This is a genomic window from Paucisalibacillus algeriensis (assembly GCF_000577245.1).
In the GTDB taxonomy this organism is placed as follows: domain Bacteria; phylum Bacillota; class Bacilli; order Bacillales; family Amphibacillaceae; genus Ornithinibacillus.
In genome coordinates this window covers 96,924-112,132 of record NZ_CBYO010000006.1, presented here as the reverse complement: position 1 = coordinate 112,132, position 15,209 = coordinate 96,924, and the positions used below count along the sequence as shown (strand labels likewise).

Annotated in this window: 18 protein-coding genes and 1 other annotated feature; of the genes, 10 read left to right on the top strand and 8 right to left on the bottom strand. The window is 35.1% G+C overall.

From position 1 onward, the window contains the following. Positions 1–169 precede the first annotated feature (169 nt). Together TY11_RS04580 and TY11_RS04575 are read right to left on the bottom strand one after the other, a co-directional pair. Positions 170–361 (bottom strand): hypothetical protein, encoded by a 192-nt coding sequence (locus TY11_RS04580; RefSeq protein WP_042143364.1) that lies wholly within the window; start codon positions 359–361, stop codon positions 170–172. A gap of 41 nt (positions 362–402) precedes the next feature. Then, positions 403–813, bottom strand: coding sequence for a hypothetical protein (locus TY11_RS04575; RefSeq protein WP_052345724.1), 411 nt, complete (start codon positions 811–813; stop codon positions 403–405). A gap of 219 nt (positions 814–1,032) precedes the next feature. Here TY11_RS04575 and TY11_RS04570 point away from each other — a divergent pair, with 219 nt between their 5' ends. Together TY11_RS04570 and TY11_RS04565 are read left to right on the top strand one after the other, a co-directional pair. Continuing rightward, positions 1,033–1,785: a class I SAM-dependent methyltransferase gene (locus tag TY11_RS04570; RefSeq protein ID WP_197025055.1), complete on the top strand. Its 753-nt coding sequence runs from the start codon at positions 1,033–1,035 to the stop codon at positions 1,783–1,785. Between the two features lie 163 nt (positions 1,786–1,948). Next, positions 1,949–2,143 carry a hypothetical protein gene (locus TY11_RS04565; protein WP_042143362.1) on the top strand — a complete coding sequence of 65 codons (195 nt, stop codon included), beginning with the start codon at positions 1,949–1,951 and terminating at the stop codon, positions 2,141–2,143. Positions 2,144–2,326: 183 nt separating this feature from the next. Here TY11_RS04565 and TY11_RS04560 read toward each other — a convergent pair whose 3' ends face one another. From TY11_RS04560 to TY11_RS04545, 4 genes are all read right to left on the bottom strand, one after another. Beyond that, positions 2,327–3,802, bottom strand: coding sequence for a hypothetical protein (locus tag TY11_RS04560; RefSeq protein WP_042143359.1), 1,476 nt, complete (start codon positions 3,800–3,802; stop codon positions 2,327–2,329). Then, complete coding sequence (locus TY11_RS04555) at positions 3,795–4,352, bottom strand: sigma-70 family RNA polymerase sigma factor (protein WP_369797385.1); 558 nt, start codon at positions 4,350–4,352, stop codon at positions 3,795–3,797. The genes TY11_RS04560 and TY11_RS04555 overlap by 8 nt, the downstream gene beginning before the upstream one ends. A gap of 110 nt (positions 4,353–4,462) precedes the next feature. Continuing rightward, entirely contained in the window at positions 4,463–5,536 is a 1,074-nt protein-coding gene (locus TY11_RS19775) for a helix-turn-helix domain-containing protein (RefSeq protein ID WP_052345723.1), read from the bottom strand. A gap of 178 nt (positions 5,537–5,714) precedes the next feature. After that, a complete protein-coding gene (locus tag TY11_RS04545; protein WP_369797387.1) occupies positions 5,715–6,431 on the bottom strand; it encodes a CAP domain-containing protein in 717 nt (238 codons plus the stop codon). 154 nt (positions 6,432–6,585) lie between these two features. Between TY11_RS04545 and TY11_RS04540 the strand changes: the two genes are divergently transcribed. Together TY11_RS04540 and TY11_RS04535 are read left to right on the top strand one after the other, a co-directional pair. Next, a complete protein-coding gene (locus tag TY11_RS04540) occupies positions 6,586–7,260 on the top strand; it encodes a response regulator transcription factor (protein WP_042143435.1) in 675 nt (224 codons plus the stop codon). Then, the gene (locus tag TY11_RS04535) at positions 7,253–8,614 is read left to right on the top strand and encodes a sensor histidine kinase (RefSeq protein ID WP_042143354.1); all 1,362 of its coding nucleotides are present in this window, start codon (positions 7,253–7,255) and stop codon (positions 8,612–8,614) included. The genes TY11_RS04540 and TY11_RS04535 overlap by 8 nt, the downstream gene beginning before the upstream one ends. 181 nt (positions 8,615–8,795) lie before the next feature. On the opposite strand, the gene TY11_RS20380 is transcribed toward TY11_RS04535, so the two are convergent. Further along, positions 8,796–8,966, bottom strand: coding sequence for a hypothetical protein (locus TY11_RS20380; RefSeq protein ID WP_155982667.1), 171 nt, complete (start codon positions 8,964–8,966; stop codon positions 8,796–8,798). 142 nt (positions 8,967–9,108) lie between these two features. Then, positions 9,109–10,338 carry an MFS transporter gene (locus TY11_RS04530; protein ID WP_042143433.1) on the bottom strand — a complete coding sequence of 410 codons (1,230 nt, stop codon included), beginning with the start codon at positions 10,336–10,338 and terminating at the stop codon, positions 9,109–9,111. 77 nt (positions 10,339–10,415) lie between these two features. Then, positions 10,416–10,679, bottom strand: a binding site (T-box leader). A 345-nt stretch (positions 10,680–11,024) separates the two neighbouring features. On the opposite strand from TY11_RS04530, the gene TY11_RS04525 reads away from it, so the two are divergent. From TY11_RS04525 to TY11_RS04500, 6 genes are all read left to right on the top strand, one after another. Beyond that, on the top strand, positions 11,025–11,708 hold the full coding sequence (locus tag TY11_RS04525; RefSeq protein WP_042143352.1) for a zinc metallopeptidase: 684 nt from the start codon (positions 11,025–11,027) through the stop codon (positions 11,706–11,708). Positions 11,709–11,726: 18 nt separating this feature from the next. Then, on the top strand, positions 11,727–12,152 hold the full coding sequence (locus TY11_RS04520; RefSeq protein WP_042143350.1) for a YwnF family protein: 426 nt from the start codon (positions 11,727–11,729) through the stop codon (positions 12,150–12,152). Positions 12,153–12,178: 26 nt separating this feature from the next. Then, complete coding sequence (locus TY11_RS04515) at positions 12,179–12,466, top strand: hypothetical protein (protein ID WP_042143346.1); 288 nt, start codon at positions 12,179–12,181, stop codon at positions 12,464–12,466. A gap of 41 nt (positions 12,467–12,507) precedes the next feature. Beyond that, the gene (locus tag TY11_RS04510; RefSeq protein ID WP_042143344.1) at positions 12,508–12,924 is read left to right on the top strand and encodes a Spx/MgsR family RNA polymerase-binding regulatory protein; all 417 of its coding nucleotides are present in this window, start codon (positions 12,508–12,510) and stop codon (positions 12,922–12,924) included. Positions 12,925–13,306: 382 nt separating this feature from the next. Continuing rightward, a complete protein-coding gene (locus TY11_RS04505; protein ID WP_042143342.1) occupies positions 13,307–14,473 on the top strand; it encodes a TraB/GumN family protein in 1,167 nt (388 codons plus the stop codon). A gap of 55 nt (positions 14,474–14,528) precedes the next feature. Beyond that, positions 14,529–15,179 (top strand): alpha/beta hydrolase, encoded by a 651-nt coding sequence (locus TY11_RS04500; RefSeq protein ID WP_042143340.1) that lies wholly within the window; start codon positions 14,529–14,531, stop codon positions 15,177–15,179. Positions 15,180–15,209: the final 30 nt, after the last annotated feature.

The following is a 15,209-nucleotide window of genomic DNA, read 5'->3' as shown; positions in this document are numbered from 1 at the left end:
TTGATATTACTAAATTCTCCAAAGGCACCCCTCCTTTCACCAATAAATTGGATCCAGAGGGGAGTGAAAATCCCACCCTAACGACTTACCATGCCTATTTCTATTGTAGCCTAAAACAACCTTTAGGTAATCGTTCATTAGTCATAAGTGGCAAAATGGTAAAATAAACCTACTTGTTGATTTTGGAGTGAAGTGAATCTATTTTTTCTTCCAATCTATCCAGTTTGTTTTTACGTTTTTTAGAGGAAAGTATTAAGGATATAACTAAAACAACCATTAATAAGATAAAAAGGAAAAAGAATAATTGTACTAACATGTCCCCAACATGGAATCCACTGATAGACACTAAAATAAGTTTCAAATTATTTCCCCCTATTTAGCTTTTAAAGTAATTGTAACATTCTATACACCAGGTTTCGAATAATTTTCCAGAATTTTCTTTAGTTCTACTGTTGAATCTAATTCAAGTCTTCCCAAACTAGCTGTCTCATGATCCAAAATTATAGCACCGGCTTCTGTAAACCAAATGGAATACTCGTAAAGTCTCTCGGGCATATCTTTATCGGTTAAAATAAATAGAGTTAACTTTACAGGTTCCATCTCTTCCGGCTTTCCCTCTTCCAGATTCCATTGTATTTTTTTCCAGATTGATGTACAAAGATTGATTGTATCTTCCTCAATAATCATCTTATTTTCGCCTGTAGTAAATTCTATGTCAATTCTTGTGGTCGAATCCAAATCCATTTCTGTGTTGCTACAACCATAAAGGCTTACCAAGATTATTAACAAAAATACTAGCCAATGGCTTCTCATTATTTGGCCCTCGATTCAATATAAATTAACTTCTCGCCATACTCTGTTAAAATCAATTCAAAATCCCATTCAGGTTTTACATTATGCATGGCAACCACCTTGTTTCTTTGTTTTTTAATGTTAGACATACGGAATTGGATTTTGGTTGCAACAAAATAACTTTTCCTTCATTGTAACTATTTGTTAGAATATTAGAAACAAGTATTTGGGGGTAACGGAGTGAAAACACTAGAAATGCTTCAAATCAATAAAGATGGATGGGAAAAGTCCGCCGAACGCTTTTTTGGAAGAACTGCCCTTCCTGAATTTGGACCACTTGCGCCAACTGAAGATGACCTAAACCTTTTTGGTAAAATACAGGGTAAAAAAGTACTTGATATTGGTTGTGGAAGCGGCCATTCACTACAGTACATGGGAAATAAAGGGGCAGAAGAACTTTGGGGAATAGATCTTACAACAAAACAAATTGAGACTGCAACTGAATTGCTTAGGGAGCAACAAGTAAAGGTGAATTTGTTCGAATCTCCAATGGAAGAAAACCCTGGCCTACCAACAAATTACTTTGATATTGCCTATTCCATTTATGCGCTTGGTTGGACAGTGGATTTAGAGAGAACACTGGCTAACATTCATAGCTACTTAAAACCAGGTGGAATCTTTATCTTCAGTTGGGAGCACCCTATGCATGACCGTATGAAGCGTGAGGATTCCAAGTTTGTTTTGGAAAAATCCTATCTAATCGAAGGACCAGAATTTAATGAAGCATGGAATCGTTCCGTTATTATCTATCACCGGAAATTAACTACTTATATCAATACACTAATTGGAGTAGGATTTGAGATTGAAAAAGTTATAGATGACGTAGCTTTGCCAGATGTTGTTCCAGAGGATAACCATCTAAGATGGTATTCTGTTGAAAAGGCGAAGCTACTTCCAACAACCTTTATCATAAAAGCAAAAAAGAAAAAGTAAGTATTGGTCATACCAATAACACTGGTAGTACTACTATTTGACTTTATTTTAAACAATATTGCACGCAAAGCATTTTCGCTACTTATCTGTGACATTATTCACAGGTGAAAATTTCCTCCCTATATAAAATTAATAAAAATTTCCTTTTTGGGAGGAAATTAAATTGGATTACATAAAACCTAATGAAGTCATTCAATCAATTGCAATTGCTGCAGAGAAGAAAGCTAACTTACCCGTACTACATATTCTGTGGTTATGGAATCAAATACCAGTTACTGTTGGTAATTTAATCAGTGGTATTATCTTTACTGCTATTTGCCTACATGTAATAACAAAGGAAAAATCCAATCCAATATAAAAGCAATTATAATTAATCCCACAAAGAGATTTGTGGGATAAACTGTAAAGTACTATATTTTTTATAAGAATGCTCACAATTAGGACGTTTCAAATAATACTGAAAACAACTAGAATCATAGACTAGGTCATAGGAATACTATACTAAATCGAGATGAAAAGCCCTCAATTAGAGGGCTTTTCGCTATTCATTTATAAGCTTAATGTTAACCGATTCATCAACTCGGACAAGGTACAATAAATTCTCCATGGTAACATCGATATATTCCGAGGATTCGGCAAAACTTTTTAAATAAGTTTGGGAGAAGATTCCTTCAGCTATGCTTCCTCCGAGAACTTTTCCAATATCCCCGTTATTATTCCTAGCGGTTATTAAATTTGGGAAATCTGCACTCTCTTCACCAAGGTATTCGTTTATGGAATAGCTTGCTAATTCAATCGGTTGATTTTCTTTTTTAGCCTCATAAACAATAGTGAATTGCAGTCCATCTTCTGTATATGATGCTCTATCTAAAAAGATAGTGGTGTCTTTAATTTCAGTAATCTTTTGGCGCATATCCTTTCTAGGCAGGGTGGCTGAATCGTTAAGTTCTGAAATATCAATGGAAAACTGATAGGAGTCGTTTCCATATAAGTGTATATTATTGATGGTAATCGTAATATCATCAGGAACTTGATTAAAAGCTTCTGATTCCATAATAATTGTATTACTATCTGGGTCTTCATTATAAAAGTAAAGTGAGATTAATGGATTATCCCCACCGATATCAATTGTTCCATCTCCATTTAATATGTTAATATCGTCTTCTAGCTCAACGGTTCCATACATCCGATTTTTAGTAGTGCCCATCTCAAATGTATGAAGATTAATTGTTCCCCCGGGGAATGGGATTGTCTCGTCAATAGGTGTAGAAATTTTACTTTCATTACCTTGATCATAGTTAATCGGGATTTGAACTTCGTCTAATTCATAATAATCCTCGTTAGGTAAAGCTGCTGTAAGTTTTACTGCTACTAACTCTTCTAATTTACTTATTGGTTCTAAATCGTCATTTAATAATGGTGGTAATGCTACATGGTCATATATTCGATTGTTAAATGTTACCGCATGGATATCATACGTATCGAAATTTAACTCTTGGTACTGAGCGTCTGGATCCTCTAGGATTTGAATGTTAGAAATGGTTGGTATTCCATCTTGAAAAGTTGTTCTTCTTCCAGGTAGCTCAATGCTATAGTACATGTGAATATCTTCAGATGTATACCAGATTCTGTCAATATGAATCTTGTAGCCATCTTTAATTGGAATGGTCTTATTGATATTCGTGACTAATCCAAGCTCACTTGCTCTAGCTAGTCCAGGCGTCAAATCCTCATAATACTTTTCTATTTCAGCTAATGAATACATCTCCTCTAATTCAATTTCTAACTCATGAGAAGATTTATCACCAGGTGTAAGCAATAAGGAACCATCTTTTATCAAGGAAATTCCGATTGCTAGAAAGCCTAACAGTAATGCTGCTGTTAATAGTTGTGGTATGAGATGTCTTTTGCGACTTGTTTTATTAACTCGATTAAAGAACTTTTTCTTATCTTCCTCAGAGTATAAAGAATTCTTTCCGAAATAGGCTTCAAAGTCTTTTTTTGAAAGATTACTCATTGAGAAAATCCTCCTTTAACAAATCTTTCAGCTTTTCCTTGGCCCGCATAATTCTGGTCTTAATCGTCGATGGATTTACTTTCAATAAATCGCTAATTTCTTGAATACTAAACTCTTTATAGTACTGCAAAACAAGTACTTCGCGATATTTAATTGGAAGTTTAAGAATAGCTTCTATTACCGATCGTTTCTGTTCGTCGAGAAGATACCTAGTTTCGGGAGTTGAATCAGAAACTACTCCTGTTATCTCTTCCTTCCATATGAAAATCCGATGAAAGGGAGAACGTAAATAATCCTTGCATTTATTTGCTGTAACCTGATATAACCAGTTTTTGAAGGACGCACGACCTTGATAGGTATCTATCTTTTGATAAACTGTAAAAAGGACATCTTGAAAGATATCATCGGTTTGAGCTTTATTTTTAACATAGGTATATATAAAACGTTTTAAACTTTCCCCATACTCATCCATAATCCACTCCATTGCTTCGTCGCGACTTAGGGTGTGGATATAGATGGGATAATCCATATTCCCGTTCAAGGCTTTCACCTCTCTTTAGCTTTACAATCGATTGTACTAATAAAGACGATTGTACACAAAAAAAGTCCCGAAACTTTTTAAGAAATAAAAAAACAGCCAGAATGAACTGGCTGCTCCTTTCAGTTTTTAATCTTTGTTATTAGTTTTACTAAAGTTTCCTGGCTAAGAAAAGGTGCAAGATTCGCTAAAGCATTTGGGCTTAATTCATTTAAATCAGCTTCTTCTATTAATCTTTCAAGTTCGTTGTGTCCAATAAATGGTGCAATGGTAACTAAGGTGTGGTTATCTATTTCAACTGACTTAGCAATTTCTTGAAGTACATTTTTACTGACGAAAGGTGCTAGTGCAGATAATTGATGACTTTCTGCCTTTTGATCATTGATACGTAATACGAGTTGGTCGGTCGTTTCTTGATCAAGAAACGGAGCGACAGCAACGATTTTATTAAAGGAAATTTCCTCATCCATTGCCTTTTCTACAAGGGATTTCAAAACATCAATTGATACAAAAGGTGCGAGCCCCATGATAAATTCAAATCGGATATCTTTTAAAGGAATCTCTTTAATAAGTTCATCCATATCTCCACCAATAAAAGGGCCGAGATGTGCGATATCTCCGATGCTTAGTGAATCTCTTTTTTCCATTAAAAGCTTTGTTAATAGCTCACTTCTTAAAAATGGGGCTAGATGGACAATGTCCTTAATAGAATAGGAATCATCGTCACTTATCTTATTAAAAAGTTCTTCAAGTGAATCCTCACTCAAGAATGGAGCCAATTGAACGATATGTTTAATGGTAAATTTTTTATCGTCCAGATTTTTCGTTACATGATCTAATGAACTTGTCTTTAGCACTGGAGCGATTGATATAAGGTCATCTACCTCTGTTTCCCCTGTGTTCAATAATTCTGCAGCTTTATTGGTATCTTTTTTAGCAATGTTATAAACAATTGATCCAACATTTTTAAATGACTTATCACCTTTTTTACCACCATTTAAAATGTCGTCAACAGATATATTAAATTCATCTGCTAGTAACACTAATGTACCAACATCCGGTACAGAATCTCCTTTTTCCCATTTAGATACAGCCTGGTGGCTAACATTTAGTCTGTCCGCTAATTCTACTTGGGTTAAGTCTTTCTCTTTTCTTAGTTTAGAAATATACGATCCGATTAATTGGCTATTTAACATTAAATGAACCTCCGTAATAGTTTAAACAGTGCGCTCTGTTAATTAGAGAATAGCACAGGAGGGTTCATTCGCCTATCAACTATTAGTTGAATGATAGTATATATGGGATTCAACTGACGGTAGAGTTTATAAAAAAATAAACGCCATGAATAAGTTCACGGCGTCTAGGCTTTTGTAATTACTTTGTTATAAACATCTGTGTCCAGTGCTGTCCTTGTGATTCATATCCAACACCAATATGTGTGAAGTTTGGATTTAAGATATTTTCACGGTGTCCTTGACTATTCATCCATGCTTGTACAACTTCTGCAGGTGATGTTTGTCCTTGGGCAATATTCTCACCTGCTGATCGATACGTAATTCCGTGATCGCGCATCATATCAAAAGGAGAACCATAGGTTGGACTTGTATGTGAAAAGTAGCTATTGCGTTGCATGTCATTTGATTTTTCTCGAGCTACCTGGCTTAGTTTAGCATCAATTTGTAATGCTGATAAACCTGCTTGGCTTCTTTCTTTATTGGTTAATGTCACGACATCATTCTCAAATTGACTAAGTCCATGATTCTCCGTTTGTTGTGGTGCTTGTTGCTGTTGTTGAGCAGGCTGTTGTTTATTATTTGGTGTATTATTCGTATTCGGAACATTTTCCCCATTTTGAGTTTGTCCCCTTTGTGGTGCAGCACGAAATTCGTATTTAGCATCCTGAGTTTTAATTGGTTGTGTTTCCGGATAGTCATTGCTAGATTGATCTGTGCTCATACTAGAGATGTTGTCATTGTTGCCATTATTACCATTATTATTATCATTATTATCACCCGCGTTATCATTGGTACAAGCAACAAGAACAATAACCAAGCAAAATGTAAAAAACAGTTTAACTGATATTCCTTTTATCATAAAAATCACTCCTTTTATCGTTTAGTCATAGTATTTGTTTTTTCTGGAAAAATATTGATAATTATTTTTTGGAAAAATGAGGGTTTCTAGTTTTACGGTTTCATTGACCTGCGCTAAACTTAAATTAGATAATAATAGGAAGTGATTGATGATGAATACGGTACTTGTTGTTGATGATGATGCTCACATTCGAAAATTAATTAGACTATATTTAGAAAATAGTAATTATAAAGTGGTTGAAGCTGCAGATGGTCAGGAAGCATTAGACCTCCTCGGGAAATATTCCATAGATTTAGCGATTGTAGATGTAATGATGCCCAAAATTGATGGCTATGAATTAACGGAAGATATACGATCCTTTCTAGATATTCCGATATTGATGGTAACTGCTAAAGGTGAATCCCAAGACAAAGTAAAAGGGTTTCGCGCTGGGACGGATGATTATTTAGTAAAACCATTTGATCCGGTTGAGTTAATTCTACGGGTCGAAGTACTATTGAAACGGTACAATATAAGTGTGGAAGAGAAGGTGAAAGTAGGTTCAGTAATCATAGATAAGGACAGACTTACCGTTCAATCGGGTGAAAAAGTAATTACCCTAAAAAGGAAGGAATGTGAACTTTTATTTGTCCTGGCAAGCTCCCCTGGGAAGATATTTACACGTAATCAATTGATTGAAAAAATTTGGGGATATGATTACGAAGGGGACGAACGCACGGTTGATGTGCATATTAAACGTTTGCGCGAACAACTAGAGAATTATGAAGATATTGCCATAACTACTGTAAGAGGCCTAGGTTACCGGTTGGAGAAAAGTCATGGTTAAAAGCCTCTATTTAAAAATTGTAGGTACGTTTATTAGTGTCGTTATTGTCAGTATTTTACTTTCTTACTTTCTGACGCCATTCTCCTTAAATCAGGAGCAAATTTTCCGAGAAGAATTATCGAAAATATCAATTGGATTAGCTGAAGTTATTCAAATGACGGGACCGGAAAGTATTCCGAAATTGTTGGATGACTTTGATAATATGGATTTTGATGTGTTAATAACAAATGGGAGAGATGTAATATATGAAAAGCAGGGTAACACATCAATCCCAATAAAGATAGAAGTTGTAGAGGAAATTCTGAGGCACTCGTTCGATGATCCAGTGGTATTAATAGATAGGAATAACAGGTCGGCAAGAATTATTGGTGTACCCATCGAACTATCTAGTGGAAAGTTTGCATTAATAACTCGCATTGATTATGAGGATGAGTTTGAGGATATCCAGCAAGGTATTTTCATTTCCTTAGTAATCGTTTTATTAATAGGTAGTATATTAATTCTACTTTCATCAACGTATTTGGTTAATCCTATTCGAAAATTAACCCATGCCGCGCGTAAGATAGCAAAAGGTGATTTTTCTGTGCGCGTCGACAAAACGAACCGCAAGAATCAAGATGAGGTCGGGGAGTTGATTGATAGTTTTAACCATATGACAGCAGAAATAGAAAAGATTGATGCGATGCGAGCTGATTTTGTAAGTAATGTTTCGCATGAAATCCAGTCACCACTAACTTCAATTAAAGGTTTTACGAAAGCAATTATGGATGATGTGGTTCCTAAAGATAACCAGAAGGAATACTTACAAATTATTTATCAGGAAATTGAGCGAATGTCTCGATTAAGCGATAACTTACTACGTATTGCCTCATTGGATTCAGAACATCATCCGTATAATCCAAGGTCCTATCGCTTAGATGAACAAATTAGAAATTCTGTGTTAACTACAGAGCCCTTGTGGAGTGGTAAGAAAATTGATATGCAATTGTCAATAGAACCTGTAGAAATTTATGCAGATAAGGACTTAATGGAACAGGTATGGTTAAATTTAATTACAAATGCCATTAAGTATACGGACGAAGAAGGTATTATGGAGATAATAATTCGAATAACCTCTAGTCAAATTAAAGTGAGTGTTAGGGATTTTGGTATTGGAATTCCGGAAGAAGCACTCCCTAACTTGTTTGGACGTTTTTATAAAGTGGATCGTTCAAGAAATAGATCTGTCGATGGAAATGGTTTAGGATTATCTATTGTAAAGAAGATTTTAAACATCCATAAATTTAGTATTACGGTTGATAGTGAAGAAGGAAAAGGCTCTACATTTACAGTGAATATTCCATTGCGTCAGTAAGAAAAGACTATTTATGTAAAAGATGTAACAGATTAAATTTTTAATGGTAATTATATATAAAGAGAATTAACAATAGAATCTTCCAGTGAGAAAACGCTCCGAGTTCAAAAACTCAGAGCGTTTCTTAAATTATGACTCGACTAATCTTATCTCTAGGGTAAGTAAACTGCAATAAAATACATTACTTTAATTGATTTTCTATGTCTATTCTTTTTTGTTCTAAAGCAATCTTTTCTCGTTCTAATTTAATCTCTTCAAGTTTGACCTCGTTTTTCTTTTTTGTATCATATATACCGTAAATGATAAGTCCAATAAATAAAATGGCCATCAGCAAGTAAAAATCAAATTGCATTTTTTCTCCTCCTAAATTCTATTAATCTTTAGCAAATATTCTTTTCAAAAACCAGTCCGCTTGATCACGAGCCAAGCTTACCACCAAAACGCCAAACTTTTCTAAAAGCACTTCTAACCTGAGTGTACACCTTCATATGCTTTCATGAAACAGTTTTATAGTATGATCCCTTGGATGGCTGCAGATTAATGAATAGCAAAGCACTCGTTAGCAATAACATAAAAATAGCCCCTAAAATAACAACTAACTTAATAGATAAAATGATAGTTAAAGCGGCAAATGTAGAAGTAACTACTATGATTAACAGTGCCTCCAAAAATCCATAAAAACTTCCGATTCGACCAATAACCTCTACTGGAATATTGTTTTGGTAAAAGGTGTAAAAGCCAGTATTGGCAAAAGCAAGTGAGAATGCTAAAACAAAGACTCCCACGGATGCGCTCATAAATGTATTAGAAAACGCAAAAATAATGTATCCAACTGATACCATTAATGATCCTATACCAATAATAAAAGAAATAGCTAATTTTTTCGTGAAAATGGCGTTAATTAATGAACCGATTAATATTCCTGAGCCTGCAATACTTACAAGGAAATGATATTCACTGTCTGAAAGAGAAATCACCTCTTTTGCAAATGCTACCTCAAGTGAGTCAACAGCCGTTTGTATGACGATAAACACACTAAATAAAAAATAAACAGTCATAACATACACGAAACGACGGCTAAATAGTAACACTAATTTTAAGTCTTCCTTTACTATACTTAATGATAACTTTTGAGTTGTTTCATTGTTTAGGTTGTGCTTTTCAACATTAGGCATAAAAAAGGTGACAAGCGCAGAAAAGTATAAAGATATTGCATTAATCATAATAGCAAAAAGGGGTGTTCCATTTAAAAACAATACCCCAGCAATCGCGGGGCCAAGTAGAAATGCTCCTGAATCTAGTAGACTTCTTAAGGAATTAAATCGTTGCCTTTGTTCTCTTGGAATCAATCTTGTTATATAGCTAACAGAAGTTGGTTCATAGAGAGAAGTAGCTATGTTAATTAAAAAGACAAGTACATAAACGATCCATAATGAATGGATGGTTAAGAGTAAAAAAGCAATAAGAGTTGCTTGTATCATTTCTAACACGATCATTAAGTACTTTTTATTTACACGGTCAATAACGCTGCCACCCCATAGGTTAGTAAATAAAGTAGCTAAGGGTTTAATAATATAAAGAGCTGATACTGCAAGGGCAGAACTAGTCATATTAAATACGATTACATTTAATGCAAGAAAGTATATCCATGACCCAATACTTGATATCCCCATTCCAAATAATAATATGGAAGGATATTTCCAGTAATCCACTATCTTTCTCATCACCAATCACAGACCTCCTATTCAAAGAAGTAAAATCAACAAACGAAAAAAATCCCACCCCCAAGACAGACATTAGTCTTGGGGGCGAGATTTTGAATTGTTTATATTCGCGGTGCCACCCCAATTTGTTAATATGTCACCATATTAACCTCTTTAAGTACGGCAATAAAAATGCTTATACTTTAGCTCTTTAACAGGAGCTCCTGTCACGCCATCATCAAACTAGAATCCAACGTGATGCTCAGAGGCTTGCTTCCATGAAATAACTCATACTCCTTCTCAGCATCTGGAGCTCTCTGTCATGACTTGATTTCATTTACTCTTCTCTTCATTGCATGTCACACATATAAAATTTTATATATTGTATCATTTTAGAAAATTCAACACAATACCCATCATCAACTTTCAGTTCAACAACTAATGATAAATCATCTGCTATATCTCATGAATAGTAGTATTCACTTAAAATCTATACAAATTTTTTTAGTCTTTTATAGTTCATATTCAGTTCATATTATTTTTTTATAATCATGTTACACCCAGAAAAATAAAATTATTTTTAAATATGTGCAACAAAACACAAAGTTATATCGTATATAACTATGAGGAGATAATTTAATGTATAAATCTGGGAGGATATTGTCAAGCCTTATATATAGAAATATGAGACACCAGGGGGATCTGACGTGTTCTTTCATCCAATGGATTTTATAATACTTATCGCTTTTGGACTTGCCATGTGGGCACAAGCAAAAGTGAAGAGTAATTTCAACAAGGGTTCCAGGAATAGGGCTTCATCTGGAATGACAGGGGTAGAGGTGGCTAGACGAATTTTAGATAGTGAGGGGCTTTCAGATGTAAGGATAGAGCTTTCCAGAAGAGGAGCCCTATCAGATCATTATGACCCCACCGCTAAAGTAATTCGTTTGTCTGAGCCAGTTTATCGAGGGAATTCTATTTCGTCACTTTCAGTTGCTGCTCACGAGGTTGGGCACGCGATTCAACATGCCAATAACTATTCCATGCTAGTACTTAGACATAAGTTTGTCCCATTTGCGAATATTGGCTCGCAACTGGCACCATTCTTGTTAATTGCTGGATTTCTATTAGATATGCTGAATTTAATTGGGATTGGTATCATACTATTTTCGGCAGCTGTCATATTTCAACTCATAACCTTACCAGTAGAATTTGATGCTTCGAGTCGTGCTCGAAATAAGTTACTTGAGCTTGGTATGATTACAAACCAAGAAGAGAGAGGCGTTAAAAAGGTTTTAAATGCAGCAGCTTTAACCTATGTAGCTAGCACATTGATTGCCGTACTGGAGCTCGTTAAATATATTATGATATTCAGAGAAAGAGAAAATTAAAAAAAAGGTGGGATTGACATGAATCTACCAATGACTGATATGCCAAGTTTTATCAAAAAAGAAGTAGATAAATTGAATGACACCATTTATCCTTTCATAAAAAAAGTATCCAAATATTCATTTTGGGCATTTCCATTAATTACTTTTTCATTAATAAATCTATTTTTCATGCTGGTTATCATGCCGGATACACGAACAACTGTAGCTCTAATTTTCTACGCTGTTATGGGAGCATTTGGATTTGCTCTATCAAAAGAGGCAAAGCATCAGCGTAAAGAAATTCTTAAAGTGAGTGAAGCTTTTATAGTCAAGCGCATCAAGAGAAGTGACGTTGTGACAGATACAGTAAAAGATCGTTATATCCAGAATGTTAAAGAGCAACCTGGATTCGCAATGAATCACTTTATTAGATTCCTAGAAGAAGAAAATCGTTTAATGGATTAATAAGCTTTAGTCTTTGGAGGGATTTGGTGGAAGTATTAGCGGAACAGGAATATATAAAGATAGAACGCAAAGTTAATAGCCTTGAGCAAATTGATATCGAGCATACACGCTTTCTAAGTCTTTACACCGATAAAATCACGAGTTACCATCGTGAATTTCCCATCCAAGAAGTGCTCGATATGTCCTATCGTCAAATAGGTGGTGAAGGAGCTGGTCTTCTTTACTTACATACGACTCGTGGCGTTTACTCATATACGGTGAAATCCTCTCCAATGCCATTTATAGAAGTCTTTAAGCAGTATGTTAAAAAATAACTCGCTAAGTTTTCGAATTTAGATAGAAATGGGGAATGGTTATGTCTGTTATGATTTATGGTGCTGCATGCTCATCAACAAGAAAAGCAAAAGAATGGTTTAGAAAGAATCATATAGATTTTGTGGAACGAAATATATTAAAAGAACCATTAACGGTTCCAGAATTACAGCAAATCTTAAGTAGAACTGTAGAAGGAACAGAAGAAATAATTTCTACTAGATCAAAGGTATACAAAGAACTTAATGTGGATATCGACTCCCTTCCACTTCAAGAATTACTAGAATTAATTCATAAACACCCAAGACTCTTAAGAAGCCCAATCATGCTAGACGAAAAAAGATTACAAGTAGGATTTCACATCGACGACATAAGACAATTCCTACCAAGAAAAACACGCGAAAGACAATGGAACAACTGGCGCATGAACTACCTCCCAATGACAGAGATAGTGAAGTAAGGGTAGGGTTTATATTATTAAGGAATTGTTAAGAAAGAAATGATTGTTTTAAGCTTTGAAAAATAAATTGGTTTATTGCACGGAGCGGCCCGAATACACGTAGACTCCCATGGGGGATAGGCATCGGTGAGACCCCGGAAGAGTTTTAGCTTTGAGTAGGCTCACTAGCCGCCCAGGGCAAGGCAGACACTGTGAGGTCTATTCGAACAGATGTCGCCCCTGAGCTGGAAGTTAAAGTGAAGTGTATTCGGGCCGCGTAAATGATTAGTGAGCGAAATAATATAATTAGTTAACAAAAGTATGTTTTTATTAAAATTATTCAAATTTATACCAAACTAGTTTATTATTATATCTATACAGTTATATAAAAGGAAGGTACCATATGTCGGAAGAAAATATATCCCGTTTAGATATAAATGGTAAAGAAATCATTTTAATCGGCACAGCACACGTCTCCAAAAACAGCGCCGAACAAGTAAAAGAAGTAATCGAAGCAGAACAACCCGATTCCGTCTGTATAGAGCTAGATGAGCAGAGGTATAAATCCATTACAGAAGGTAAAAAATGGAAAGAAACAGATATCTTTCAAGTAATAAAAGATCGCAAAGCAACATTATTATTAATGAATCTTGCTATATCCTCATTTCAAAAACGGATGGCAAACCAGTTTGGTATTAATCCTGGACAAGAAATGATTCAAGGAATTGAATCAGCAAAGGAAATAGATGCTAATCTAGTTTTGGCAGACCGTGATATTCAAACCACATTTTCTCGAATTTGGCGCGGAATCGGCCTAAAAGGAAAAGCAATGCTGCTAGCACAAGTTATTGCAAGTATTTTTACAAAGGAAACGATTTCCGAAGAAGAGCTAGAGAAGATGAAGTCTCAAGATATGATTGATTCCATGCTACAGGAGTTTACGGATAACTTTCCAAAACTGAAAAAGCCTCTTATCGATGAGCGTGACCAATATCTTGCGCAAAAGATAAAAGAAGCACCAGGTGATAAGGTAGTTGCAGTATTAGGTGCGGCTCATGTACCTGGAATTAAGGAGCAAATTAATCAGGATCATAATCTAGAGCATTTAGCACAGCTCCCACCTAAATCAAAAATTCCCAAGATTATCGGTTGGTCTATACCAATCTTTATTATTTCGTTAATTATTTATACATTTATAACTAATGCAGAAGCAGGTATGGCACAAATCATCAGTTGGATTCTATGGAATGGTTCACTGTCTGCACTAGGAACACTTATAGCATTTGGACACCCACTTGCGGTACTAACAGCGTTTGTTGCAGCACCAATAACATCACTCGAACCTTTTCTTGCTGCTGGATGGTTTGCTGGATTTGTCCAAGCGTATTTTAGAAGGCCAAGTGTAAACGATTTTGAAAGATTATCGGATGATGTTCATAGTCTAAAAGGCTTTTGGAATAACAAGGTGACCCGAGTACTACTCGTTGTGATTTTTGCTAATATCGGAAGCTCTGTTGGAACTTTTATTGGTGGAGCAGATGTCATTCGATTATTTATCGAACACTTGTAATGTAAATTTTTAATCTGCTGTCCATATGTAAAGATATAAAAAGGATGATTATATATTGGGAACACCTTTGTACTATAAGCTACTTAAGCCAAATAAGATTGATTCGGGGAAAACGTACCCGGCAATATTTTTAATGCATGGAATGGGTAGTAATGAAGATGATTTATTACCATTGGTTCATGATTTAGCTGATTCAACGTTTATTTTTAGTGTGCGTGGCCCAATTGAACAGCCACCAGGCTATGCATTTTTCACTATTGAAGGATTTGGTAAGCCACATAGGACTGTATTTGATCAGGCGATACAAAACATTATTAGTTTAATTGGAGAGATGTGTGAAGAGCACCCAATCGATTCCTCTCAAATCTTTTTAATGGGATTTAGCCAAGGTGCAATACTATCCATGAGTATCGGTCTCAAATTAGGACAACAAATAAAAGGAATAGCTGCATTAAGTGGTTATATACCTGATTTTATGAAACATGACTATCGAGATCAAAATCTAAAAGGGTTATCGCTTTTTTGTTCACATGGTGAACTGGATCCGGTGTTACCATTTGATTGGGCAAATGAAGCAAAAGACTTATATAATCAATTGGGAGCTAAGGTTGAATTTCATGCCTACACGGTTGGGCATCAAGTTTCGCAACAGAACTTCCAAGATTTTAGAAATTGGCTACAAGTAACTATCGACTTACCTAAATGATAAAGCCAATACATTTTTCTTTAATCCATG